This is a genomic window from Mesorhizobium sp. WSM4813 (assembly GCF_055811555.1).
The window spans coordinates 86,954-109,952 of record NZ_JBVVQU010000012.1 but is presented as its reverse complement, the minus strand read 5'-3'; the positions used below and the strand labels follow the sequence as shown (position 1 = coordinate 109,952).

The following is a 22,999-nucleotide window of genomic DNA, read 5'->3' as shown; positions in this document are numbered from 1 at the left end:
GAACGTATCGCCATGTTCGACATCGGCTGGACCGAGATGCTGGTGATCGCGATCGTCATGATCGTGGTCGTCGGGCCTAAGGATTTGCCCAAGATGCTGCGCACTTTCGGCCGCACGACGGCGAAGATGCGCGGCATGGCAGCCGACTTCCAGAAACAGTTCAACGACGCGCTGAAGGAGGCCGAGCTCGACGACGTCAAGAAGTCGGTCGATTCACTCAGAAGCCTCAACCCGGCCGCCGAAATCAGGAAACAGCTCAACCCGTTCGAGCAGGCGGCAGCCGACGTCCGCTCAGGCGTCGACGCGGTGATGAAGCCGAAGCCGGCCGTAGACCCGGTCGCGCCAGCTGCTTCGACCCCGCAGGATGCCGAGCCGAAGAATGGAACGGCGGTGCTGCCGGGCGTCAATGCCCCGGAAGCGGTGCCGACGGCGCCGACCTTTCCGGCGATGACCGATGAGTCGGTGGTGACACCGGCTGTTGCGACGGCGAAGCCGGCTGCACCGCAAAAGGCCTCGGCGGCGAAGACGAAGGGTGCGCCAGCGAAAGCGATCCCGGCCTCCACGGCCGCAGCGAAGCCAGCGGCGGCAGCGGCAAAACCTGCTGCGACGAAGACCGCGGCTAAGAAGGCCGAGCCGAAGCCCGCACCGGCAGCGGTGAAGAAGCCGACTGCAGCCGCCAAAAAGACGGCGGGAGCCGCCAAGTGAGCATTTCGGAAAAGGACGAAATCGATAAATCGGCGGCTCCGCTGATGGAGCATCTGATCGAGTTGCGCCGGCGGCTGATGTGGTCGATCGGCGGGTTCTTCGTTGCCTTCCTGTTCTGCTTCTTCTTCGCCAAGCAACTGTTCAACCTGCTGGTCATCCCGTTCAAATGGGCGACTCAATGGGCAGGGCTCGACCCGCACAAGGTCGAGCTGATCTACACGGCGCCGCAGGAATTCTTCTTCACCCAGGTCAAGCTGGCGATGTTCGGCGGCATGGTGATCGCCTTTCCGCTGATCGCCACGCAGATCTATAAATTCATCGCGCCCGGCCTCTACAAGAACGAACGCAACGCTTTCCTGCCGTTCCTGATCGCTTCGCCGATCCTGTTCCTGATGGGCGCGTCGCTGGTCTATTTCTTCTTCACGCCGATGGTGATGTGGTTCTTCCTCGCCATGCAGCAGGCGGGCACCGACGACCAGGTGCAGATTTCGCTGCTGCCGAAAGTGTCGGAATATCTCAGCCTGATCATGACGCTGATCTTCTCCTTCGGCCTGGTGTTCCAGTTGCCGGTGGTGACCAGCCTGATGACGCGGGTGGGCATGCTGTCGTCCGAGGCGCTGGTTGAAAAGCGCAAGTGGGCGATCGTCATCGCCTTCGTCGTGGCGGCTATTCTGACACCGCCCGACCCGATAAGCCAGATCGGCCTGGCCGTTCCCACGATCCTTCTCTACGAGGTCTCGATCTGGTCGGCCCGGCTGATCGAGCGCAGCAAGGAACGGGAACGTCTGGCGCGCGAGAAGCGGGAGGCTGCGGAAGCGGCCGCCGAAAAAGCAGCGGACGCATCGTCGACGTAGATTCCTTCATAGGAGCCTCTTATCTTTTCAAAGTCTGCGGGACAGCGCCCCCCTCTGTCCTGCCGGACATCTCCCCCTCAAGGGGGGAGATTGGATGTCATCACGACTTTCGCTAATCTCCAGCGGTCGAAGAGGTTAGCTGTCGACGAAGCTGCCAATCTCCCCCCTTGAGGGGGAGATGTCCGGCAGGACAGAGGGGGGTGTGAAGGAACTCGGCCTTCACATCTTGCATCAACGAAGGATGCGGTTTACGCCCACTGACCTAAAACGCGATGCGTTTTAGGTCTCTGCTTTTGGGCATATCGTTGTCCCAAAACCGCCGCGCACTTTCGGGCGACATGCCCGCCGAGGACGAACAAACAATGCTCGACATCAAATGGATTCGCGACAACCCCAACGTCCTGGTTGAGGCGCTCAAGAAGCGCTCGTGGTCCGGCGATGACGCGCAGTCCACGGTCGATGATCTGATTGCCAGGGACGAGGCGCGGCGCGAACATCTGACCGAGCTGCAGACCAGGCAGGAGCGCCGCAACGCCGCCTCGAAGGAGATCGGCAACGCCATGCGTTCGGGCGACGCCGCCCTTGCCGAAAAACTCAAAGCCGAGGTCGGCGAGATCAAGGCCTTTATCCAGGACGGCGAGGCGCGCGAACGCGAACTCGATCAGGCGCTGAATGACGCACTGGCGGTGCTGCCCAATGTGCCGCTCGACGACGTGCCGGTCGGCAAGGACGAGCACGACAACGTCGTCAAGCGCACCGTCGGCAAGGTGCCGACGCGCCCGAACTGGGTGAAGGAACATTTCGAGATCGGCGAAGCGCTCGGCATGATGGATTTCGAGCGGGCGGCGAAGCTTTCCGGCTCGCGCTTCACGGTGCTCAAGGGCGGACTTGCACGGATGGAGCGCGCCCTTGGCCAGTTCATGCTGGACCTTCACACGACCGAGCACGGCTACGAGGAGATCCAGCCGCCGTTGATGGTGAACAATGATGCCATGTACGGCACTGGTCAGCTTCCGAAATTCAAAGAAGACCTCTTTGCAGCTACGCAGCTACTTACCGACGAGAAAGCCCGAGGCAACGTCGATGCTCTACTAAGAGAAACGCCGTTCGATTCTCCTGCTCGAAATGAAGCCAATCAATTCTTGGCGTTCCTTGATCTGGCAGACAAGTATAATCGACGCTGGCTTATCCCCACGGCCGAAGTGCCGCTGACCAATCTCGTCCGTGAAGAAATCACACCGCACGAAAAACTGCCGCTGCGCTATACGGCGCTGACGCCGTGCTTCCGTTCGGAAGCGGGCTCGGCCGGGCGCGACACGCGCGGCATGCTTCGCCAGCACCAGTTCTACAAGGTCGAACTGGTGTCGATCACCGACCAGGACTCCTCGCTCGCCGAGCACGAGCGGATGACCGAATGCGCCGAGGAAGTGCTGAAGCGGCTCGGCCTGCCGTTCCGCACCATGACGCTGTGCACCGGCGACATGGGCTTTGGCGCGCGCAAGACCTACGACATCGAGGTCTGGCTGCCGGGCCAGAACGCCTATCGCGAGATTTCGTCATGCTCGGTGTGCGGCGATTTCCAGGCGCGGCGCATGGACGCCCGCTACAAGGACAAGGACGGTAAAGGTAACCGATTCGTCCACACGCTGAACGGCTCCGGCACCGCCGTCGGCCGCGCTCTGATTGCTGTCATCGAAAACTACCAGAATGAGGATGGCAGCGTAACCATTCCTGAAGCGCTTCGGCCTTACATGGGCGGTCTGGAAAAGATCGAATCGAAATAATGCGCATCCTCCTGACCAATGATGACGGCATCCATGCCGATGGCCTTGCATCGCTCGAACGCATCGCCCGCACGCTGTCGGACGACGTCTGGGTGGTGGCGCCGGAGCAGGACCAGTCCGGCTACGCGCATTCGCTGTCGATCTCGGAGCCGCTGCGCCTGAGGAAGATCGGCGAAAAACACTTCGCCGTGCGCGGCACGCCGACCGACTGCGTCATCATGGGCGTCAAGAAGATCCTGCCGGCAGCCCCCGACCTGATCCTGTCCGGCGTCAATTCCGGCGCCAACATCGCCGACGACGTCACCTATTCGGGCACCGTCGCCGGCGCCATGGAAGGCGCGCTGCTCGGCGTCCGATCGATTGCGCTCAGCCAGGCCTATTCCTATGCCGGCGAGGACCGCGTCGTTCCCTATGAGACCGCCGAGGCGCTGGCGCCGGCGCTGCTCAAGAAGCTTGTCGCCATGCCGTTGCCCGACGGCGTGCTGCTCAATGTCAATTTTCCGAATTGCGCGCCAGAAGAGGTCGCCGGCACGGTGGTCACCTCGCAAGGCAAGCTTGTCCATAGCCTGTGGGTGGACGAGCGCCGCGACGGCCGCGGACTTCCCTATTATTGGCTGCGCTTCGGCCGCGAGCCGGTCGAGGGCAAGCAAGGCACCGACCTCCATGCCATGCGCAACCGGCTGGTGTCGGTAACGCCGCTGCAGCTCGATCTCACCGCTCATGAAATCCGCGATCAACTGACCAAGGCGCTCGCATGAACCTGAACCACGGTCCGACGCTCGACGACCGCGAAGGCTTCGCCGCTTTCCTGCTCCGCCTGCGTGGCAAGGGCGTGGTGCCGAAGGCGCTGATCGCCGCCTTCGAGGCGACGCCGCGGCGCGGCTTCCTTTTCGCGCAGTTCCATCCGATCGCCTGGTCGGACCGCATGCTGCCGATCGAATGCGGCGAGGCGATCGAGGGCGCCGATCTGCAAGCCGCGGTGATCGCAGCGCTTGCCATCGAGCCGGGCAACCGCGTGCTCGAGATCGGCACCGGGTCGGGCTATACGGCGGCAGTGATGTCGCGGCTTGCCGCGCGGATCGTCACCGTCGACCGCTACAAGACGCTGGCCGAGCAGGCCAAACAGCGCTTCGAGGCGCTCGGCATCGGCAATGTCATCGTGCGCCAGGCGGACGGCTCCAACGGACTGGCGAATGAAGCGCCGTTCGACCGTATCGTCGCTTGGGCGGCCTTCGACAGCCTGCCGCGCTTCCTGCTCGACCAATTGTCGAGCGGCGGCATCGTCATCGCCCCGATCGGACCCGAGGAGGGCGAGCAGGTGCTGGCCAAACTGACTAAGGTCGGCAGCCGCTTCGAACGCGAGGACATCGGTCTCGTCCGCCTGCAGCCGATCCTGCGCAGCGTAGCCGCGGTCATCTAGGGATCTGTCGGTATTCAGGTGATGCTCTCAACCGACCGTCTGGTCGGTTCGCGCCCGTTTCCGCCTCGGCCCTACCTGAACCTCAACCCGACCAGTTCCACCCTTAAATATTTTAAGAAAATTTGCGTCTGATTCTAGAGGTTTAACCGACCAGTAACATTAACGCGCTTTAATCACGGTCAGTCTGTACCGGGTATCTGCGGGTAAAAGCGATGCAATTCAGTATTTTGAAGGCAAACGGACGCAACCTGGCGCGTGGTTTCGCTGTCCTTATGGTTGCGGGCACCGCGGCGGGATGCAGTTCCCAGGTCTCGCGGTTCAACAGCGTCGATGACGTCTTTACCTCCTCGACCAACAACCAGCGCGCCATCATCGACAAGCAGGACGCCGCACAGCCTTATCCAGGCGATGCGCCGGTGTCGGCCGCGCCGCTCGACGGCAGCCATACCCAGTCGGTCAGTCGCTCAAGCCTCGAACCGGTTACGACGCAGCAATTGCCGCCGGTCAGCCAGTCGCAGCCGGCCGCCACCGCCAGTCCGGCTCGCACCGCTTCTGTGCCCGCAGCCTCACAGGTTGACCGTACTGCGACCGGGACAGCGGCAAAGCCGTTCAAGAACGCGCAGCCTGACGCTCCGCGCATGGCGACGGCAGGCGGTGCACCGCGTGCAACCGAGATCATCGTTAGGGATGGCGAGACCATTTCCGGCCTGTCGCGGCGCTACGGCGTGCCCGCCGATGCCCTCATGAAGGTCAATGGGCTAAGCGCGACCAACGGGCTGAAGACCGGCCAGACGCTCGTCATCCCGGCCTATGCCTATTCGGGCAAGAAACCGGCGCCAAAGCTTGCGGACGCCAAGCCTGCGAACGATACCAAGCACGATTTGCCGGCCAAGGTGCCGGAGATGGTGGCCGTGCTGCCGCAGCAGCCGAAGCTCAAGGAGGGCAAGTCCGCCGCGCAGATGGATGCCTCGGCCGCAGCAAGCCAGCCGAAGGGCGCCGCACCCAAGGCGGCCGGTGCCGGTGGCACCTACACGGTCCAGCAGGGCGATACGCTATCGGCCATCGCCAGGAAGACCGGCGTCGGCGTGGTTGCGTTGAAGCAGGCGAACGGCATGCAGGACGGTCTGCTCAAGATCGGCCAAACCCTGAAGGTGCCGGCTGGCGGAACCGCGACGGTTGCCAGCGCCAAGCCGGCAAAGGTTGATCCGGTAACGACTGCCACCACCCCGCCTGCGGCAACGACCACGCCGTCGGAGACGCTCGCCGCCTACACACCGCCCCAAAAGGCCGCGAAGGTTATCCAGCAGGCAGAGGATGACGACGCGGTGGCGCCAAACGCCACCGGTATCGGCAAGATGCGCTGGCCGGTACGCGGCCGCGTGATCTCCAGCTTTGGCGGCGGCAAGGACGGTGTCGACATCGCCGTTCCGGAAGGAACCCCGGTCAAGGCGGCCGAGAACGGCGTCGTCATCTATGCCGGCGATGGCCTCAAGGAATTCGGCAACACGGTGCTGGTGCGCCACGAGAACGGGTTGGTCACTGTCTATGGCCACGCCCGTTCGATCGAGGTCCAGCGCGGCCAGAAGGTCAAGCGTGGCCAGGAAATCGCGCAGTCCGGCATGAGCGGCACCACCGACTCGCCGAAACTGCATTTCGAAGTGCGCAAGAATTCGGCGCCGGTCGATCCTTCGACCTATCTTGAATAAAAGAAAGTCGGTCTCGAATAGAACAAGAAAAGCGATTGCGCGCCGCCTGACCTCCAGTCCGGCCCGCCGGCTCAGCCCGCTCCGCAAGGGGCGGGCTTTTTCAGTCGCTTTTCTGGACCATGATCTTGTCCGAAAACCGGGCTCCGCTTTTCGGGATCATGGTCTAATCCTTGAGGGACTTGCCAAGCCGGCCTGCCAAATCCTGGGTGAACTGCCAGGCGACGCGGCCCGACCGGCTGCCGCGGGTCGTTGCCCATTCCAGCGCCTCGGCGCGCAGCGTCTCGGGATCGATGGCAAGACCGTGATGGCTGACATAGCCGTCGATCATGTCGAGATACTCGTCCTGCGAGCATTTGTGGAAGCCGAGCCAGAGGCCGAAACGGTCCGACAGCGAAACCTTTTCCTCGACTGCCTCCGACGGGTTGATGGCGGTCGAGCGCTCATTGTCGATCATGTCGCGCGGCAAAAGATGCCGCCGATTCGAAGTGGCGTAGAAGATGACATTGGCCGGGCGGCCCTCGACGCCGCCTTCGAGCGCGGCCTTCAGCGACTTGTAGGACGTGTCGTCGTGGTCGAAGGAGAGGTCGTCGCAAAACAGGATGAAGCGGTAAGGTGCTGCCTTCAGCAAATTCATCAGCTTCGGCAGCGTGTCGATGTCCTCGCGGTGGATCTCGATGAGCTTGAGCGGCAGGTCCAGCTTTGCCGACGCGTTGATTGCGGCATGCACGGCCTTGACCAGCGAGGACTTTCCCATGCCGCGCGCGCCCCACAACAGCACGTTGTTGGCGGCGTAACCGGAGGCGAAACGCTTGGTGTTGTCGACCAGTATGTCGCGGACGCGGTTGACGCCGCGGATCAGGCCGATGTCGACGCGGTTGACCTTGAGCACCGGCTCCAGATAGCCGGGATCAGCCTGCCAGACGAAGCAATCGGCCTCGCCGAGATCGGTTTCCGGCACCGGCGGCGGAGCGAGGCGGGCGACCGCCTCAATCAGGCGGTCGAGCTTCTTATTCAGGGCTTCAATGGTGCTGTCGCTCATTTCTTGTCTTTTGTTTTTGCATTCAGGAAAATGTGACAACGGGACCTATTTGATTCCGGCGGTTTCGGAACCGGCTCCAACTTTTTGTTAGAGCATGATCTTTTCCGAAAGCTCCATTTTTCGGGACCATGCTCTAACACGGCTCAACCAGCCGGAAAAGCAGCCGAAATGCCCGACCGCAGTTGCATTGGCAACTTTACCGACTATATTCCGGCGAAATTTCACGGGGCCGCCAAAATTTCCCTAGGACGGTTGGCGGCTGTTTTTCAAAATTCAGGAGTACCTCGATGTTCGTGACACCGGCATATGCCCAAGGCGTCGGCGCCTCCCCGGATATGTTCATCAGTATTTTGCCGTTTGTCCTGATTTTCGTGATCATGTATTTTCTGATCATCCGGCCGCAGCGCACACAGTTGAAGAAGCGCGGCGAGATGCTGGCGGCGGTTCGCCGGGGCGACACGGTCATCACTGGCGGCGGTTTCGTCGGCAAAGTGACCAAGGTGATCGACGACAATGAGCTCGAGATCGATCTCGGCGGCGGCACCAAGGTAACGGCGCTGCGCTCGACGATTGCCGATGTGCGCGTCAAGGGCGAGCCGGTGGCGAACCAGAACGCCAAGAAATAACCGAAATTTCTGGGGAGCGACCCGCGGATACGCCCTGACGGACGACGCCATTTGCTTGTATTTCTCGCGCTCAGGACGACTCTGGTCTGGCTGGCCACTCGTCACAGGGCGCCAACGATATCGTGATGCCATTGCGCGCTGGTGCCTTGCCGGCAAGATTGACAATAGTTGAAGAAAGCCCGATGGCAGCACCAAAGTGACTGACCCGTGCTCGACAATCGCCGATATGCGGACCAAAAGGCGAGCCGGTGGCGAGCCAGAACGCCCAGAAATAACCCAATTCCAGGCGGAACGATCCGCCAGTACGCCCTGACGGACGACGCCTTATGCTTTATTTCTCGCGCTTCAAGATGATCCTGATCTGGCTGGCCGTGGCCGCCACAGTGATCCTCGCTGCGCCCAATCTTTTTTCGGCAAGCACGCTCGCCAAGCTTCCCGACTGGGTGCCGAAGCGCCAGATGACGCTCGGCCTCGATCTGCAGGGCGGCTCGCATATCCTGCTCAGGATGGATCCGAACGATCTGACCAAGGATCGGCTGGAGACGACGCGCGACCAAATCAGGACACTGCTGCGCGACGCCAAGATCGGTTATACCGGCCTTGCCGGATCGGGCCGGACCGTGCAGGTCCGCATCTCCGATCCCGGCCAGGTCGATGCCGCCAAGACGGCGCTGAAGACACTGACCGACCCGGTGGCCGCCGGCCTGTTCAGCGGCGGCTCCGTCCAGGAGATGTCGCTGGATGATTCCGAGCCCGGCCTGCTCAAGTTCACTGTCACCGATGCCGGCATCAAATACCGCACGTCGACGGCGCTGGCGCAGTCGCTCGAAGTCGTCGAGCGCCGCGTCAACGAACTCGGCACCACCGAGCCGATCGTGCAACGCCAAGGCGACGACCGCATCCTGGTCCAGGTGCCGGGCCTGCAGGATCCGCAACGGCTGAAGGACATTCTTGGCCAGACCGCCAAGCTGACCTTCCAGATGGTCGACCCGTCGATGCCGGTGCAGGACGCGCTCAACGGTCGACCGCCGGCGGGATCCTCGGTGTTGTATTCGCAGGATGATCCGCCGGTTCCGTACCTGATCGAGAACCGCGTCATCGTTTCGGGCGAAAATCTCGTCGATGCGCAAGCGACGTACAATTCCCAGACCAATGAGCCGGTGGTTTCGTTCACCTTCGATTCCAAAGGAGCGGCGCGTTTCGGCCAGGCCACCTCGCAGAATGTCGGCAAGCTGTTTGCCATTATCCTCGACAATCAGGTGATTTCGGCGCCGCAGATCCGCGAGCCGATCCTTGGCGGCAGCGGCCAGATCTCAGGCAATTTCACCGCCGAGAGCTCTAATGACCTCGCCGTGCTGTTGCGTGCTGGCGCGCTGCCGGCGACGCTGACGGTGATCGAAGAGCGCACAGTAGGCCCTGGGCTTGGCGAGGATTCCATTCACGCCGGCAAGGTCGCCGGCGTGATCGGCTCCATCCTCGTCGTCGTGTTCATGTTCGTGGCCTATGGCTTTCTCGGTTTCATTGCCAACATCGCGCTGGCGGTGCATGTGGCGATGATTATCGCGCTGTTGTCGTTGCTCGGCGCGACGCTGACATTGCCCGGCATCGCCGGTATCGTGTTGACCATCGGCATGGCGGTCGATTCCAACGTCCTTATCTACGAGCGTATCCGCGAGGAGCGGCGAAACGGTCGCTCGGTGATCCAGGCGATCGACACGGGCTTTTCGAAAGCGCTGGCGACCATCGTCGATTCGAACGTCACCTCGCTGATCGCGACCGTGGTGCTGTTCTGGCTCGGGACCGGGCCGGTGAAGGGCTTTGCCGTAACCTTCGCCATCGGCATTCTGACCACCGTCTTCACCGCCTTCACCTTCACCCGGCTGCTGGTGTCGATCTGGCTTCGCCGCGCCCGCCCGAAGGAGTTGCCGCGCGCGCCGGTGACCTTCGTCCCGCCGGGCACGAGAATTCCGTTCATGGGCATCCGCCGCTGGACATTCGCGCTGTCCAGCGTGCTGTCGATCCTGGCGGTCGTGCTGTTCATGACCGTCGACATCAATTACGGCATTGACTTCAAGGGCGGTTCGCTGATCGAGGTCCAGGCCAAGGAGGGCACTGCCGATATTGCCGATATCCGCGGCAGGCTTTCGGAACTCAACATCGGCGAAGTGCAGGTCCAGCAGTTCGGCGACCCGAACGACGTCTTGATTCGCGTCGGCACGCAGGAGGGCGGCGAGAACGCCGAACAGACCGTCATCGACAAAGTGCGCGGCGAGTTGCAGGACCATTACGATTTCCGCCGGGTCGAGGTGGTGGGACCGACGGTTTCCGGCGAACTCGCCAAGCAAGGCACCATCGCCATGCTGATAGCGCTGCTCGGAATCCTGATCTATGTCTGGTTCCGCTTCGAATGGCAGTTTGCGGTCGGCGCCATCATCGCAACCGTCCACGATGTGGTCATGACGATCGGCTTCTTCGTCATCACCGGTCTCGAATTCAACCAGTCGTCGCTTGCGGCGATACTCACCATCATCGGCTATTCGCTCAATGACACGATCGTCGTCTATGACCGTGTTCGCGAAGACCTACGAAAATACAAGAGAATGCCGCTGCCGCAATTGTTGAACAACGCCATCAACGAGACGCTGTCCAGAACGACGCTGACCTCGGTGACGACGATGCTAGCGCTGCTGGCGCTGGTGCTGTTCGGCGGCGAGGTAATCCGCTCGTTCACGCTGGCGATGCTGTTCGGCGTCGTCTTCGGAACCTATTCGTCGATCTTTATCGCCGCGCCACTGCTCATCCTGTTCAAGCTCCGGCCGGAGGCGGCGACGGCCGATGAGGAGAAGCCGGTGAGCGGTGGCAAAGCCATGGCAACCTGACGGGCAGCCGAGGATGACCAAAGGCATTGTCATCCGCGAAGCGCATTTCCCTGGCCGTGCCCCGATCGAGGCCTACGGCAATGGTGGGTTTCGTTTCGCCGACATGTCGCACCGCGGCTCGCTCCTGTGCCTGCCGTCGGGCATCTATGGCTGGGAACCGGCTGATCCCCTGAGCCTGACTGCGGCCGATTTCGCGAAGCTGCTCAACGAGGCTGACAAGGTCGAGATCCTGCTGGTCGGCGCCGGCAAGGATCTCAGGCCGTTGCCGGCGGCGCTGCGTGCTGCGCTGAAGGCGGTGGGCATTGCGGCCGATCCAATGTCGACCGGCGCGGCCGTGCGGACCTACAATGTTCTTCTGGCGGAAAACCGTGCGGTGGCCGCCGCGCTGATTGCCGTCGAGTGACGTGACCGAAAACACCAAAATCGTCATGGAGACGGTGCGAGCCGCCGATCATGACCGCTATGTTTGCGCGCTCTACGCGCCCGAGGACAAGCGTGACGCGCTTTTTTCGCTCTATGCTTTCAATGCCGAGATATCAGGCATTCGCGATCGTATCCGCGAGGCGCTGCCGGGCGAGGTGCGGCTGCAATGGTGGCGCGATGTCATCGCAGCCGAGGACGCCGGGGCAGGCATCGGCCATCCCGTTGCGGACGCGTTGAAGGCGACGATTTCCACCCACCGCCTGCCGAAACCTGCCTTCGAGAACATGCTCGAAGCCCGCGTTTTCGATCTTTATGACGACCCTATGCCGTCGCGCACAGATCTGGAAGGCTATTGCGGCGAGACCGCAGCGGCGCTCATCCAACTTGCAGCGATGGTACTCGATCCCGTCGCAGCGCCGCGCTTCGCCGAACTTGCAGGCAGGGCAGGTTGTGCACAAGCGATGACCGGCCTTTTGCTGCTGCTGCCATTGCACCGCAAGCGCGGGCAATGCTTTGTCCCGGTCGACATTCTGGCCGCGGCAGGGTCGTCGCCGGAGGAGTTCGTTACGGGCGATGGTGGGCCTGGAGCGCAACGCGCTGTCGCCGCGATGATTGCACTGGCGCAGGAGCATTTGTCCGCTTTCGAGCAGGGTGCATCGATCTTGCCGGTTTCGCTGCGACCGGCATTTTTGCCACTGGCCTTGTCGCGCGCCTATCTCGGCAAGATGGAAAACGGCGTGGCGCGGCTCTCGGCCTGGCGCCGGCATTGGCTGCTGTTCCGGCGTGCGACGCGAGGCTGGCCGGACGCCTGAAGACTGCCAAATGTGAAGGAACCCAGAGAGGAACGGAAAGCCGGGACTGCCGCCGTGCTCGTTGAGCTGGGCGAGTAACTTGTCCATCATGATGGATCGCTCGATCCGCCATCGCGCATCAGCGTCTCATAGTCGCTGCCGCCGTAGAAGATGTTGACGATGCGGACGAGATCGCCATCGACAACGTAGGCGATGATGGCGGAGTGCTCGAACGGTACTGTTCGCAATCCCGGAACGATGTCGTCACGCGACCGGCCGCCGCGAGGCGCATTGCCGATGCTCTGACAGCGATATTTAATCCGATCGACAAAACCATCTGCGATGTTTTCGCTTCCGCTGCTCTCAAGGATGTAGGCAGCAATCGCTTCGAGATCGGTAATAGCCTCTAAGAACGACGGCGAGACGCTGGATCATCATTGTCTCGCGCGAGTTGCGAAATCCGGCTCTTTACCCTGTCGATTGCCTCTTCGAGCGGGACGGCCGGCCTTGTATCCTCGATCGATGCCTTCACGCGCGCCCTGATCGACGCCATGCGCTCGGCATGCTCTTCCTCTTCGCGCTGGAAGGCGCGAAGCGCTGCGCGGATGACCTCGCTTGCCGATCCGAAGGAGCCGTCCTCGACTTTTTCGCGGATCATGCGCGCCATTGCGGGCGTGACGGTGACGGACAGTTTCTCGGCGGATTCCAAGGAATTGCTCCCTATGATGGAGAGTAGGATAGTATCCTACTCTCCTGTCGCCCGATCGACAAGAACAGACGGCGGACTATTCCGCCGCTTCCGCCGCCAATGAATCCAGCCCCAGCCATTCGCGGCAGTCCGCCAGCGCGCGTGACGTCACCGCACGCCGCTTGGCGACGGTCTTGTCCTTGCCGCGCAGGCGCTTTCCCTCGGCTTTCGGCGCTTCCACCGGGGGAAACAGGCCGAAATTGATGTTCATCGGCTGGAAGGAGCGCTTTCCCGGTTCGTCGTCGGAAACGATATGACCGCCGGTGATGTGGTTGAGCAGCGCGCCAAAAGCTGTGGTCAACGGCGGTAGCGCCGGCGCCTGGCCCAGCCGTTCCGCGGCGGCAAAGCGCCCGGCAAGCAGGCCGATGGCCGCACTTTCGACGTAGCCCTCGCAGCCGGTGATCTGGCCGGCGAAGCGCAGGCCGGGCCGCGACTTCAGCTGCAGCGAATGGTCAAGCAGGGTCGGCGAATTGATATAGGTGTTGCGGTGCAGACCGCCGAGGCGGGCGAATTCGGCATTTTCGAGGCCCGGGATGGTGCGGAACACGCGCACCTGCTCGGCGTGCTTCAGCTTGGTCTGAAAGCCGACCATGTTGTAGAGCGTGCCCAGCGCATTGTCCTGGCGAAGCTGCACGACGGCATAGGCCTTCACCGATGGATTGTGCACATTGGTCAGCCCCATCGGCTTCATCGGCCCATGGCGCAGCGTCTCGACGCCGCGCTCGGCCATGATCTCGATCGGCAGGCAGCCGTCGAAATAGGGCGTGCCTTCCCATTGCTTGAATTCGGTTTTCTGACCGTCGACAAGCGCCTGCACGAAGGCAAGGTACTGTTCCTTGTCCATCGGACAGTTGATGTAATCCTTGCCAGTGCCGCCGGGCCCGACCTTGTCGTAGCGTGACTGGAACCAGCAGATGTCCATGTCGATCGTGTCGAAATGCACGATCGGCGCGATGGCGTCGAAGAAGGCGAGCGCATCGGCGCCGGTCATTTCCGCGATCGATTGGGCGAGCCCAGGTGCGGTCAGCGGGCCGGTGGCGATGATCGTCTGGTCCCACTCCGCCGGCGGCAGGCCGGGCACCTCCTCGCGCTGGATGGTGATGAGCGGGTGCGCTTCGAGCTTTTTGGTCACCGCTTCGGAAAATCCGTCGCGGTCGACGGCCAGCGCGCCACCGGCCGGCACCTGGTGCGCATCGCCGGCGCTCATGATCAGCGAACCGGCCAGTCGCATCTCGGCGTGCAGCAGGCCGACGGCGTTGGTTTGCGCATCGTCGGAGCGGAAGGAATTGGAACAGACGAGCTCGGCCAGCCCATTCGTCTTGTGCGCATCGGTGCCGCGGACGGGACGCATTTCATGCAGCACGACTGGAACGCCGGCTTCGGCCGCCTGCCAAGCGGCTTCGGAGCCGGCGAGACCGCCGCCGATGACGTGAATGGGATTCTTGCTCATGAGCGCCGAAATAGTCGCTTGTAGCTGCGATTGCAATTGCCCGAGTTAGCGGCGCTGTTGCCGCCAAGTGCTGCAATCTCTACTATCGAAAAATGGACGGGAGTCTCGGGGTCTATATCAAAGCGACATTTCTGACAGTCGTGATCGCCGTGGGCGGATCAGCGACCGCCGGCGAACTGGCCACGACGGCTTCCAAGCGGATCCCCATATGCCACGGCTACAGTTGCAACTATCGCACGATGCTGGCGCTTGGCCCCGGTGACGGCGCGCGTTTCCGCTCTATCCTGCGTGCGGGTGCGGGTTCGCCCCAAGCCGAGCGCTCCGCTATTTCGAAGGCTGTCCGCTATTTCGAGCAGCGCATTTTCTGGGCCACCGGCATTCGCGATCTGCCGCAGTCGGAATTCGGTGCATCGCGCATCAGGGGCCAGATGGACTGTGTCGACGAATCGACCAATACGCATGCGCTGCTGGTCTACCTTGCCGAGCGAAAACTGCTCAGGTTTCACAAGGTCGAGGACAAGGCTTCGCGAGGCCTGTTTGTCGACGGGCGCTATCCCCATTGGACAGCGGTGATCAGCGACCGCGGGGGCACCGAATGGGTGGTGGATTCCTGGTATGCGCCAATGGGCGGCGCACCGGACATTTTTCCGCTGAGCCAGTGGAAGACACGGGGCGTGCTGGAAAGCGGTGCGCTGGACTGACGACAGGGACGTCCCGCCAAAACGGCTCTCAGAGTGCCTCGACCCTGAAAACAACAACACCCGCCGGGGGAGGAGGTCCGGCGGGTGTCGTTTTGCTGGCCGATCCTCGGGAGGAGGTGAAGATCGACCGTATTCGTCATCGCCGGGGAGGAGGTCGGCTTTGACGAAATTCCTTTCGCCTGATGAAGGGGGCGAAACCCCAGGACGAAACTCGTTTCGTCCTTTTAAACAGCGCCCGCCGCGGGAGGAGGTGCGGCGGGCGCCGTTTTTGTGGTCAACCCTCGGGAGGAGGTGAAGGCTGACCGTATTCGTCAGGGTCGGGGAGGAGGTCGACCCTGGCGAAATTCCTTGACTAGATCGCCTTGCGGGCGATGCTCTTGATCTCTTCGCGGACGATGCCGAGATCATGCAGCTGGCGGTTCGAAAGGCGACCCAGCTCGGTAACCGTCGAGCGATAAACGCGCCAGTTACGATAGTTGCGGATCAGGTTCATTGTCGTTCTCTTTTCAAGTCAAACTGGTTCGGACCATTTGCGGTCCGAAGAGGATTAGACCGCCTTGCGGGCGACGTAGTGGATGTCGCTGCGGCTGATGCCGAGGTCGGTCAGTTCGCGGGTGCTCAGGCGGCTCAGCTCGGAAACGGTGTCCCGGTAGCGGCGCCAGTTGCGGTAGTTGCGGATCAGGTTCATGGTATTTCTCGTTTCGTCTTTCTTTCGGATCATTCCGTCTTTGTGTACGACCTGAAGGTAGGTGGGGTCATATCGATTTAAAAGCGCTATTGGTGCATAGCAGCAATGCAAATTGTGCAATGCACCATCACCGGCAACTCACGACTTCGACATAGATAAACCCGAATCGGAAAAGCCGTAGCGTCAACGGTTTGGCGGGATCGGCTGAAAAAAAGACCAATCTGGGGAGAAAAGCATGGCGAGCTATTCGTCACGCGTCAGGACCGATATCGCACGATGGCGGCAGGCTAGCCTGATCGATGCCTCGACGGCCGACGCGCTGACGCGCGACGTGGAGGCCAATGAGCGCAAATCGCTAAGCTTCGGTTCGATCCTGGCGATGATGGCGGCGCTGCTTTTTGGTGCGGCCGTCCTGATCTTCGTCGCCGCCAATTGGGAAGCCATCCCGCGGCTGGCGCGGGTGGCAGCGCTCTTCGCCATCATCCTCGCCGGCTATGTCGGCGGAGCGGTGCTGAAGACACGCGACCATGCTGCGCTCGGCGAGGCACTTTGGATCGTCGCCGCGGCGGCATTCGGCGGATCGATCGCGCTCATCGGCCAGATGTATCATTTGTCCGGCGACGAGACATCGGCCTTGATCACCTGGGGCGCCGGCACGGCCTTGGCGGCGGTTGCGCTGCGCTCGAACCCGCTGACCGTCGCTGCCGTCGGCATTGCCGATGCCTGGCTGTTCCTGAAGGGCTTCGACTATTTCAGTCGCACGGAATTCCCGCATCTCTTCGTCGTCATGGCGAGCGTGTTGTTCGCCATTTCGTTCTGGACCCGCAGCGAGGCGGCGCGGCACCTGATCATCCTGTCGATCATCTTCTATCTCGTGCTGTTGTTTACGGAATACGAAACGCTGCAGGTCGCTGTGCCGCTCGTCGTCGTGTCGGTGCTGCTTTTCGCGGCTGCGATCTTCGCTGCCGGGTCTGTCGACAAGATCGTGCAGCTGGGCAGCCGGCTGCCCTTGCACGCGCTGATCGGATTTCTCACCGGCCTGGCGATGATCCAGTTCGAATTAGCCGATTTAAGCAGCGGCTTTGCCATTGCCTCGGCCGTTGCGCTTGCCGGCATTGTCGCGGCAATTGTGCTGGGCGGACGCGACAGCAGGGGCTTGCGCTGGGTTGGCTATGCCGGCTTCGCCTTTGAACTCGCCATCATCTATGTGGTGATGTTGCAGTCGATGCTCGACACGGCAGGCTTCTTCCTGGCGGCAGCTGTGCTCCTCGGCATCCTTGCCTTTGTCATCCTCCGCGTGGAAAAGCGCATGAGGGCCCGGAGCGTGGAAGGAGCGGCGGCATGATGACCGGTAAGAGGCTGATCGTTTCGGCGGTGGTGCTGGCGCTCGTCCAGATCGGCTTCCTGAGCTGGATCATCGCCGGACGGGCGGCGATCTTGCGCGACGGCAGGCAAGTGCTGCTGAGGGTCGAACCGATCGATCCGCGCGATCTGCTGCGCGGCGACTATATTCGCCTTGGCTATGAGATTTCGCGCATACCGGTGAAGCTGATCGCCAACGTTCCGGGCGGTAAGCTGACGAGCGACGATACGCCGATCGTCGTCAGGCTGAAGCAGGGCGCCGACGGCTATTGGGAGGCGACCACGGCCTGGTTCGGGCAAGCGCCGGCGCCGGCAGCATCCGACGAAGCCGATATTATCGGGCATGTGGCCGTGGGGTGGGATCTCAGCGCAGCCACCACCATCGCGCCGGATTACGGCATCGAACGCTTCTACCTGCCGGAAGGCGAGGGGATGGCGATCCAGAACGACATGCGAGTGCGGCCGTTCGGCGTCCGCGTCGCAATCGCAGCCGATGGCGCCGCGCAGATCAAGGCGCTGATGGACGGCGACAAGACGCTGTTCGAGGAACCACTTTATTAGAATTGGCCCGGATTAGAATTGGGAAAGCGTGGCCGCTCGGACAGCATCAAACATGACAACTATCCTGACGACACGAGAAGACATAAATCTCAGCTCCGTTTTCCGCGTCGCCTGGAAAAAAGACACGGTGCAAATCAGCGGCAAGGCCTTGCAGCGCATCGCAGAGTGTCGCGCGTCGTTCCTGCGTCTCATTGAAACCGACCCTGTTCCGGTCATCTATGGCGTAACCACCGCTATGGGAGAACTGGCGAGCAGGCGGCTCGAACTTGGCGGGCGGGTTCGCCATGCGCGCATCAAGGCGTTCGCAGCCGCAACATCATTCGGCGAGCCTTTGCCAGATCGCGTGGTACGGGCGATCGTGCTCGCCCGGCTGGCGAATTTCCTCGAGGGAAATGCCGCGACGACACCGCGCATGGCGCTCGCCGTCGCCGCGATGCTGGACAGCGGACCCATGCCCATGGTGCCATCCTCCGGTCAGGGCGGTGCCGGTGAAATCCTCGCCCTCTATCCGCTCTTTGCAGAAGTTTCGACGCGCTTCGACCTGGAAGTCAAGGAACGCGGGTCTTTGATCAACGGTTCGCCTTGCGCTGCCGCACTCGTGGCCGATGCGGCTTTGGCGGCTCGCCGCCGCATTCGCCTCGCCGAAAAAGTCTTCGCGCTTTCGATCGAGGCGTTTCGCGCGCCGCTCGAACATTACGACCCGGCGCTCGATGCGCTTTGGGGCGATGAACACGAAGCGGCGGCCCTGAGGGGATTGAGGGAGTTCCTTGCCGGCGCCGGCACCGGGCGCCGCAATTACCAGGCACCGGTCAGCTACCGCATCGTCCCTCGCATCCTCGGGCACGCGCATCGCGCGCTGGCATCGGCGGAGCGGGCGGCCACCGTGTCGCTCGCTTCGGTATCGGACAATCCGGTCTACATCCCGCCTGACGACGGGCATCCGCTCGGGCGCTGCATCAGCACGGGCGGCTATCACAATGCCATGGCCACACCCGCCCTGGACGATCTGGCGGCGATATGGGCCGACATCTGCCTCTTGTGCGACCGCCACGCCTCGAAGCTTTTGAACGGCAAGGTCTCGCTCCTGCCCGATCTGCTTTTGACAGGGCGGGACTGGAGCGACAGCGACGGCCACGGCAATGTCGGCTATGTGCCAATGGCGATCACGGGTTATCTGGAGCAGGCGAAACTTTCGGCGCAGCGCACCTTCATCCCGGGAACGGAATCGGCCGGCGCCGGACAGGACGATGTCGCCACGACCGTGTTCCTCGCCTGGACGAAGGAAGCACGCTCCGGCCGCTGTCTCGATGCCGCGATGGCGATGCTGGCGGTGATCGCCTCGCAGGCATTGCATGTCACCGAGCGCGTGGCTCCTCCGGCGCTTCAGTCGTTCGTCGCGGATGTAAGAAGCATCGTGCCGCCGGTCGGCGACGATCGCGTGCTGGGACCTGAACTTGCGACTTTGACCGAATGGTTCACCCGCCAGGTCTTCGAGGAGTAGGCGGCCTGGAGTTTCGCAATGCTCAATGGTGGCTACGACCAGAACGGCCCGAGGATGAACACGGCCATTAGGGCGACAAAAAGCATAGCGATGATCACGGCGCCCCACATGAGGACCTTTCCGGTGCCGCGTTGCTCTTCCTCGCGGGGTAGGTCTTTCGCCATTGCACGATCCTTTCGTGAAGGTCCATGACTTAGCAACGTGGCTCGCCGAGGCTGGTTCCCGGCAGCCATCTTGAGCAGGTCAGCTTTCAGAAGGGCCAATTGATGCTCTGCCGAACAACGCGCCTGGAGAATGCGGCGTTTCCAGGCCTTCCGGCGAAAAACTTGGTGCGATGAAGGGACACGAACCCTACGCCTTTCGGCACTGGAACCTTAATCCACTTTTCTAGGGGAGCAGTGGTGCGGGTAGAGGGACTCGAACCCCCACGTTCTCACGCCAGAACCTAAATCTGGTGCGTCTACCAATTCCGCCATACCCGCTGGCTTTGTGTCACCGTAACACGTCTATGTCATAAGCCGTGTCATAAGTTCAAGACTTAGATTTTCGAGGTTTTCGACCCCACGTTGCCGTCTACGTTAGTCGCTGGGGCAAGTCCCAGCCCGAGCCCGGTGGACTTCACGCCGCGCCACGCGTTGGCATCGCGCTCGACCTGACGGATTATATTTAGGGTTCTTGCAAAGCTGTCGGCCAGATCAGCACCAGATGGGCCCGTCGCGGATCTTCCGCCCAAAGTAGGCGACGGCGGCGCGAACGAACTCATCGGCGGTCAGGTTTTTCTGCCTGGGAACGTATTCAAATTGATTCGGAATTTTTTGCTACCCGTAAGTCACGATCGTAAACAAATTCCGAGTCAGCAATTCAAAAACTCTCTGAGTTCGTTGTCGCTAAAGTAGCAGGCTTTGAAACTGCTGCTGAGGTAACTACCAAAGGAGAGTGTCATGGCAAATGTCGTTAAGCGTTTCGCCACAGCTTTGGCCGGTGGTGCACTTGTTTTATCTCTGTCTTTTCCTTCCAACGCAGGCGGCATTAGCGTCGGCGCCGGCGCATCGGTTGGCGGCCGGGGCGGCGTAAACGCCGGTCTCGGCGCCTCGGTCGGCGGCAGTGGCGGCATCAATGCGGGGGCCGGCGCCTCGATCGGCGGCAGCAGCGGGGTGAATGCCGGCGCCGGTGCATCGGTTGGCGGCAAAAAGCGCATTACCGCTGGTCTCCGCGCCTCGATCGGGGGCAGAAGCGGGGTGAATGCCGGCGCCGGTGCATCGATTGGCGGCAGCAGGGGCATTAGCGCCGGTGCTGGCGCCAATGTGGGCGGCACTCGTGGCGTCACGGCTGGCCTGGGTGCCAATCTCGGCGGCACCGGTGGCATCACTGCCGGCGCAGCGGCAAATATAGGCGGCACCGGCGGCATTACCCCGGGTTTGGGTGCCAATGTTGGTGGAACGAGCCGTGTCGGCATGGGCGTCGGTGTCGGCGGCGGAACCCTTCCTGGCACACCCGGCGCTCCTGGAACACCCGGCACTCACGGCGTGAGCCTGGTCGCGCAGATGTCCAGCAGCCAGCTGATACGGATGAAGAAGCGCTGCGTCGACGTGCTCGGGAGCGGCAGCACATACGATCGCGACCTACGTGAGCTTTGCTTGCTGATCGCACGCCGCTGAAGAGACTATTGCGCAAAACGAGAGTATCGCATCGGCCGTGGAGGCGTTGACAATACTCTCCTGGGCTCGCGGCCGGCCCGCCACTCGCAACGTGGCGGGCTTCTCTGCATCAGGATCGCTGCGCTGGGCCATCATTCTGTCAATGTCGCGGTCAAAATAGGGGCCGTTCGCGGGCGCATGATCCCGACAGTCGAAAAACCGATTTTCGGAAAGGATCACGCGCCAAAATCAAGGGCCTACAGCGTCCTTTACGCGTCCAAGAGGACGCGCGGCGCTGTAGACGCGAAGATGGTTGAAAATTAGCCGCGCCTGTGACAAAAGGCGTGTCGAATGTGACGGGATGCGACGATCCGCTTCTGCAGAATGTGATAAGAAGTAGGAAAAACAAAGACTTATTCACATTTTGGAGCGTATTTTTGAAGGATTTGAGCCGCGTTGGGCGGACAGATCGCCAAGTTCCCGCACCAAAAGCCATTCCCGGCAAGATCATACCGGCAGGCTGTAAACGGCAGGAGCCGTTTGGCTGCTCATTGGTGGAAACAAAGGTTCTATGATGCAGGTCACCGAAACGCTCAACTCCGGTCTCAAGCGCGAGATCAAGATCACCGTGCCGGCCGGTGACATGGAAGCCAAACTGATGGCGCGGCTGTCCGATGCCAGGAACAAGGTCCGCATCAACGGCTTCCGCCCCGGCAAGGTGCCGGTGCAGCATCTGCGCAAGGTCTACGGCAAGTCGTTCATGGCCGAAGTGGTCAACGAGATCCTCAACGATTCGACCCGTTCGATCATTACCGGGCGCGGCGAAAAGGCCGCCATGCAGCCCGAAGTGATCATGACCGAGGACGAGAAGGAGGCCGAGAAGATCCTGGCCGGCGGCGCCGACTTCGAGTTCCGGCTGAACTACGAGATCATTCCGCCGATCGAGATCAAGGATTTCTCCGACATCAAGGTGACGCGTCAGGTGTTCGACGTGCCGGATTCGGAAATCGACGAGCAGGTCCAGCGTGTCGCCGAATCGGCGCGTACCTACGAGCCGAAGACCGGCAAGGCCGCCGAAGGCGACCGCGTGACGATCGACTATGTCGGCAAGATCGACGGCGAAGCCTTCAACGGCGGCGCCGGCACCGACCAGCCGCTGGTGCTCGGCTCCAAGGAATTCATTCCCGGCTTCGAGGATCAGCTCGTCGGCAGCAAGGCCGGTGACGAGACGCAGGTCACTGTCACGTTCCCGGAAAACTACCAGGCGGCGCATCTTGCCGGCAAGGAAGCCACATTCGACGTCACCGTCAAGGAAGTGTCCAAGCCAGGTGCGTTGGAAATCAACGACGAGATGGCCAAGAATCTCGGCCTGGAGTCGCTGGAGCGCCTGCGTGAGGTGGTGCGCGTCCAGATCGAGAACCAGTTCGGTTCGATGACGCGCCAGAAGATCAAGCGCCAGCTGCTCGACCAGCTCGATGCCGCCTACTCGTTCGAGGCGCCATCGAAGCTCGTCGAGGCCGAATTCAACAACATCTGGAACCAGGTCAACCGCGATCTGGAAGCCGCCGGCCGCACCTTCGCCGACGAGGAGACGACGGAAGAAGAGGCGCGCGCCGAGTATATGCGGCTTGCCGAGCGTCGTGTGCGTCTCGGCCTGGTTCTCGCCGAGATCGGCGAGAAGGCCGGCATCACCGTGTCGGACGAGGAACTGCAGCGCGGCCTGCTCGAGCAGGTGCGCCGCTATCCGGCCAACCAGCAGCAGGAAGCCTTCGAATTCTACCGCAGCAATCCCGAAGCGCTGAACACGCTGCGTGCGCCTCTGTTCGAGGAGAAGGTGGTCGACCATCTACTCGGCCAGATCTCCGTCACCGACGTCAAGGTCAGCAAGGAAGAGTTGATGGCCGACGACGAGGACACCGAGACGGCCAAGGCAAAGCCGGCGAAGAAAGCCGCTGTGAAAAAGGCCGACGCCAAGAAGGCCGACGATGCGGAGGAGCCCAAGAAGAAGGCCGCGCCGAAGAAGAAAGTTGCCAAGGACGCCGAATAACACGGCATTCTGCTGGATGTGAAAGGCCGCCCACGGGGCGGCCTTTTCGTTGCTGCCGATGTCGCAACGCCGCCGCT

Annotated in this window: 23 protein-coding genes and 1 tRNA gene; 16 read left to right on the top strand and 8 right to left on the bottom strand. The window is 61.9% G+C overall.

Annotation, left to right across the window (positions count from 1 at the left end):
• The first annotated feature begins 12 nt into the window (after positions 1-12).
• The 6 genes from tatB to AC0L25_RS09415 all read left to right on the top strand — a co-directional run bounded on the left by tatB (position 13) and on the right by AC0L25_RS09415 (position 6,469).
• Positions 13-705 carry a Sec-independent protein translocase protein TatB gene (tatB, locus tag AC0L25_RS09440; protein WP_473595244.1) on the top strand — a complete coding sequence of 231 codons (693 nt, stop codon included), beginning with the start codon at positions 13-15 and terminating at the stop codon, positions 703-705.
• Between the two features lie 44 nt (positions 706-749).
• The gene (tatC, locus tag AC0L25_RS09435; protein WP_095493799.1) at positions 750-1,559 is read left to right on the top strand and encodes a twin-arginine translocase subunit TatC; all 810 of its coding nucleotides are present in this window, start codon (positions 750-752) and stop codon (positions 1,557-1,559) included.
• 362 nt (positions 1,560-1,921) lie between these two features.
• Complete coding sequence (gene serS / locus AC0L25_RS09430; RefSeq protein WP_473595243.1) at positions 1,922-3,343, top strand: serine--tRNA ligase; 1,422 nt, start codon at positions 1,922-1,924, stop codon at positions 3,341-3,343.
• Positions 3,343-4,101 (top strand): 5'/3'-nucleotidase SurE, encoded by a 759-nt coding sequence (gene surE, locus AC0L25_RS09425; protein ID WP_473595242.1) that lies wholly within the window; start codon positions 3,343-3,345, stop codon positions 4,099-4,101. Before serS ends, surE begins: the two co-directional genes overlap by 1 nt.
• Positions 4,098-4,763: a protein-L-isoaspartate(D-aspartate) O-methyltransferase gene (locus tag AC0L25_RS09420; RefSeq protein ID WP_473595241.1), complete on the top strand. Its 666-nt coding sequence runs from the start codon at positions 4,098-4,100 to the stop codon at positions 4,761-4,763. Before surE ends, AC0L25_RS09420 begins: the two co-directional genes overlap by 4 nt.
• A gap of 212 nt (positions 4,764-4,975) precedes the next feature.
• Complete coding sequence (locus tag AC0L25_RS09415) at positions 4,976-6,469, top strand: peptidoglycan DD-metalloendopeptidase family protein (protein WP_473595240.1); 1,494 nt, start codon at positions 4,976-4,978, stop codon at positions 6,467-6,469.
• A gap of 163 nt (positions 6,470-6,632) precedes the next feature.
• Here AC0L25_RS09415 and AC0L25_RS09410 read toward each other — a convergent pair whose 3' ends face one another.
• Positions 6,633-7,508 (bottom strand): ATP-binding protein, encoded by an 876-nt coding sequence (locus AC0L25_RS09410; protein WP_473595239.1) that lies wholly within the window; start codon positions 7,506-7,508, stop codon positions 6,633-6,635.
• A 287-nt stretch (positions 7,509-7,795) separates the two neighbouring features.
• Between AC0L25_RS09410 and yajC the strand changes: the two genes are divergently transcribed.
• The 4 genes from yajC (at position 7,796) to AC0L25_RS09390 (ending at position 12,248) form a co-directional block, all read left to right on the top strand.
• Positions 7,796-8,134: a preprotein translocase subunit YajC gene (gene yajC / locus AC0L25_RS09405; protein ID WP_352954379.1), complete on the top strand. Its 339-nt coding sequence runs from the start codon at positions 7,796-7,798 to the stop codon at positions 8,132-8,134.
• A 326-nt stretch (positions 8,135-8,460) separates the two neighbouring features.
• Positions 8,461-11,013 (top strand): protein translocase subunit SecDF, encoded by a 2,553-nt coding sequence (gene secDF / locus AC0L25_RS09400; protein WP_473595238.1) that lies wholly within the window; start codon positions 8,461-8,463, stop codon positions 11,011-11,013.
• Between the two features lie 13 nt (positions 11,014-11,026).
• A complete protein-coding gene (locus tag AC0L25_RS09395) occupies positions 11,027-11,416 on the top strand; it encodes an Mth938-like domain-containing protein (RefSeq protein ID WP_473595237.1) in 390 nt (129 codons plus the stop codon).
• A gap of 1 nt (position 11,417) precedes the next feature.
• Positions 11,418-12,248, top strand: coding sequence for a phytoene/squalene synthase family protein (locus AC0L25_RS09390; RefSeq protein ID WP_473595236.1), 831 nt, complete (start codon positions 11,418-11,420; stop codon positions 12,246-12,248).
• Positions 12,249-12,334: 86 nt separating this feature from the next.
• Here the strand turns inward: AC0L25_RS09390 and AC0L25_RS09385 are convergent, their stop codons facing one another.
• From AC0L25_RS09385 to trmFO, 3 genes are all read right to left on the bottom strand, one after another.
• Positions 12,335-12,598 (bottom strand): type II toxin-antitoxin system RelE/ParE family toxin, encoded by a 264-nt coding sequence (locus AC0L25_RS09385; RefSeq protein ID WP_473595263.1) that lies wholly within the window; start codon positions 12,596-12,598, stop codon positions 12,335-12,337.
• A 35-nt stretch (positions 12,599-12,633) separates the two neighbouring features.
• The gene (locus tag AC0L25_RS09380) at positions 12,634-12,936 is read right to left on the bottom strand and encodes a type II toxin-antitoxin system ParD family antitoxin (protein WP_473595235.1); all 303 of its coding nucleotides are present in this window, start codon (positions 12,934-12,936) and stop codon (positions 12,634-12,636) included.
• Positions 12,937-13,012: 76 nt separating this feature from the next.
• Complete coding sequence (gene trmFO, locus AC0L25_RS09375; protein ID WP_473595234.1) at positions 13,013-14,425, bottom strand: methylenetetrahydrofolate--tRNA-(uracil(54)-C(5))-methyltransferase (FADH(2)-oxidizing) TrmFO; 1,413 nt, start codon at positions 14,423-14,425, stop codon at positions 13,013-13,015.
• Between the two features lie 149 nt (positions 14,426-14,574).
• On the opposite strand from trmFO, the gene AC0L25_RS09370 reads away from it, so the two are divergent.
• Complete coding sequence (locus AC0L25_RS09370; RefSeq protein WP_473595233.1) at positions 14,575-15,126, top strand: hypothetical protein; 552 nt, start codon at positions 14,575-14,577, stop codon at positions 15,124-15,126.
• A 352-nt stretch (positions 15,127-15,478) separates the two neighbouring features.
• Here the strand turns inward: AC0L25_RS09370 and AC0L25_RS09365 are convergent, their stop codons facing one another.
• Positions 15,479-15,619, bottom strand: coding sequence for a DUF1127 domain-containing protein (locus AC0L25_RS09365; protein ID WP_023802557.1), 141 nt, complete (start codon positions 15,617-15,619; stop codon positions 15,479-15,481).
• A gap of 54 nt (positions 15,620-15,673) precedes the next feature.
• Complete coding sequence (locus tag AC0L25_RS09360; protein WP_091596947.1) at positions 15,674-15,814, bottom strand: DUF1127 domain-containing protein; 141 nt, start codon at positions 15,812-15,814, stop codon at positions 15,674-15,676.
• Positions 15,815-16,049: 235 nt separating this feature from the next.
• Between AC0L25_RS09360 and AC0L25_RS09355 the strand changes: the two genes are divergently transcribed.
• Genes AC0L25_RS09355 through AC0L25_RS09345 form a run of 3 tightly spaced genes read left to right on the top strand, consistent with a single transcriptional unit; the run spans position 16,050 to position 19,238 of the window.
• On the top strand, positions 16,050-17,159 hold the full coding sequence (locus AC0L25_RS09355; RefSeq protein ID WP_473595232.1) for a DUF2157 domain-containing protein: 1,110 nt from the start codon (positions 16,050-16,052) through the stop codon (positions 17,157-17,159).
• Positions 17,156-17,737 (top strand): GDYXXLXY domain-containing protein, encoded by a 582-nt coding sequence (locus tag AC0L25_RS09350; RefSeq protein ID WP_473595231.1) that lies wholly within the window; start codon positions 17,156-17,158, stop codon positions 17,735-17,737. Before AC0L25_RS09355 ends, AC0L25_RS09350 begins: the two co-directional genes overlap by 4 nt.
• A 52-nt stretch (positions 17,738-17,789) precedes the next feature.
• Positions 17,790-19,238 carry an aromatic amino acid lyase gene (locus AC0L25_RS09345; RefSeq protein WP_473595230.1) on the top strand — a complete coding sequence of 483 codons (1,449 nt, stop codon included), beginning with the start codon at positions 17,790-17,792 and terminating at the stop codon, positions 19,236-19,238.
• A gap of 32 nt (positions 19,239-19,270) precedes the next feature.
• Here AC0L25_RS09345 and AC0L25_RS09340 read toward each other — a convergent pair whose 3' ends face one another.
• Together AC0L25_RS09340 and AC0L25_RS09335 are read right to left on the bottom strand one after the other, a co-directional pair.
• Positions 19,271-19,402 (bottom strand): hypothetical protein, encoded by a 132-nt coding sequence (locus AC0L25_RS09340; RefSeq protein WP_473595229.1) that lies wholly within the window; start codon positions 19,400-19,402, stop codon positions 19,271-19,273.
• A 235-nt stretch (positions 19,403-19,637) separates the two neighbouring features.
• Positions 19,638-19,720 (bottom strand) — tRNA-Leu (locus AC0L25_RS09335).
• Between the two features lie 459 nt (positions 19,721-20,179).
• Here AC0L25_RS09335 and AC0L25_RS09330 point away from each other — a divergent pair.
• Positions 20,180-20,896: a hypothetical protein gene (locus AC0L25_RS09330; RefSeq protein WP_473595228.1), complete on the top strand. Its 717-nt coding sequence runs from the start codon at positions 20,180-20,182 to the stop codon at positions 20,894-20,896.
• A 553-nt stretch (positions 20,897-21,449) separates the two neighbouring features.
• The gene (tig, locus tag AC0L25_RS09325) at positions 21,450-22,922 is read left to right on the top strand and encodes a trigger factor (RefSeq protein WP_473595262.1); all 1,473 of its coding nucleotides are present in this window, start codon (positions 21,450-21,452) and stop codon (positions 22,920-22,922) included.
• The last annotated feature ends 77 nt before the right edge of the window (positions 22,923-22,999 follow it).

Coding starts and splice junctions, on each gene's coding strand:
- tatB (WP_473595244.1), top strand. CDS start 13: ATGTTCGACATCGGCTGGACCGAGATGCTGGTGATCGCGATCGTCATG.
- tatC (WP_095493799.1), top strand. CDS start 750: ATGGAGCATCTGATCGAGTTGCGCCGGCGGCTGATGTGGTCGATCGGC.
- serS (WP_473595243.1), top strand. CDS start 1,922: ATGCTCGACATCAAATGGATTCGCGACAACCCCAACGTCCTGGTTGAG.
- surE (WP_473595242.1), top strand. CDS start 3,343: ATGCGCATCCTCCTGACCAATGATGACGGCATCCATGCCGATGGCCTT.
- AC0L25_RS09420 (WP_473595241.1), top strand. CDS start 4,098: ATGAACCTGAACCACGGTCCGACGCTCGACGACCGCGAAGGCTTCGCC.
- AC0L25_RS09415 (WP_473595240.1), top strand. CDS start 4,976: ATGCAATTCAGTATTTTGAAGGCAAACGGACGCAACCTGGCGCGTGGT.
- AC0L25_RS09410 (WP_473595239.1), bottom strand. CDS start 7,508: ATGAGCGACAGCACCATTGAAGCCCTGAATAAGAAGCTCGACCGCCTG.
- yajC (WP_352954379.1), top strand. CDS start 7,796: ATGTTCGTGACACCGGCATATGCCCAAGGCGTCGGCGCCTCCCCGGAT.
- secDF (WP_473595238.1), top strand. CDS start 8,461: ATGCTTTATTTCTCGCGCTTCAAGATGATCCTGATCTGGCTGGCCGTG.
- AC0L25_RS09395 (WP_473595237.1), top strand. CDS start 11,027: ATGACCAAAGGCATTGTCATCCGCGAAGCGCATTTCCCTGGCCGTGCC.
- trmFO (WP_473595234.1), bottom strand. CDS start 14,425: ATGAGCAAGAATCCCATTCACGTCATCGGCGGCGGTCTCGCCGGCTCC.
- AC0L25_RS09365 (WP_023802557.1), bottom strand. CDS start 15,619: ATGAACCTGATCCGCAACTATCGTAACTGGCGCGTTTATCGCTCGACG.
- AC0L25_RS09360 (WP_091596947.1), bottom strand. CDS start 15,814: ATGAACCTGATCCGCAACTACCGCAACTGGCGCCGCTACCGGGACACC.
- AC0L25_RS09355 (WP_473595232.1), top strand. CDS start 16,050: ATGGCGAGCTATTCGTCACGCGTCAGGACCGATATCGCACGATGGCGG.
- AC0L25_RS09350 (WP_473595231.1), top strand. CDS start 17,156: ATGATGACCGGTAAGAGGCTGATCGTTTCGGCGGTGGTGCTGGCGCTC.
- AC0L25_RS09345 (WP_473595230.1), top strand. CDS start 17,790: ATGACAACTATCCTGACGACACGAGAAGACATAAATCTCAGCTCCGTT.
- AC0L25_RS09340 (WP_473595229.1), bottom strand. CDS start 19,402: ATGGCGAAAGACCTACCCCGCGAGGAAGAGCAACGCGGCACCGGAAAG.
- AC0L25_RS09330 (WP_473595228.1), top strand. CDS start 20,180: ATGGCAAATGTCGTTAAGCGTTTCGCCACAGCTTTGGCCGGTGGTGCA.
- tig (WP_473595262.1), top strand. CDS start 21,450: ATGCAGGTCACCGAAACGCTCAACTCCGGTCTCAAGCGCGAGATCAAG.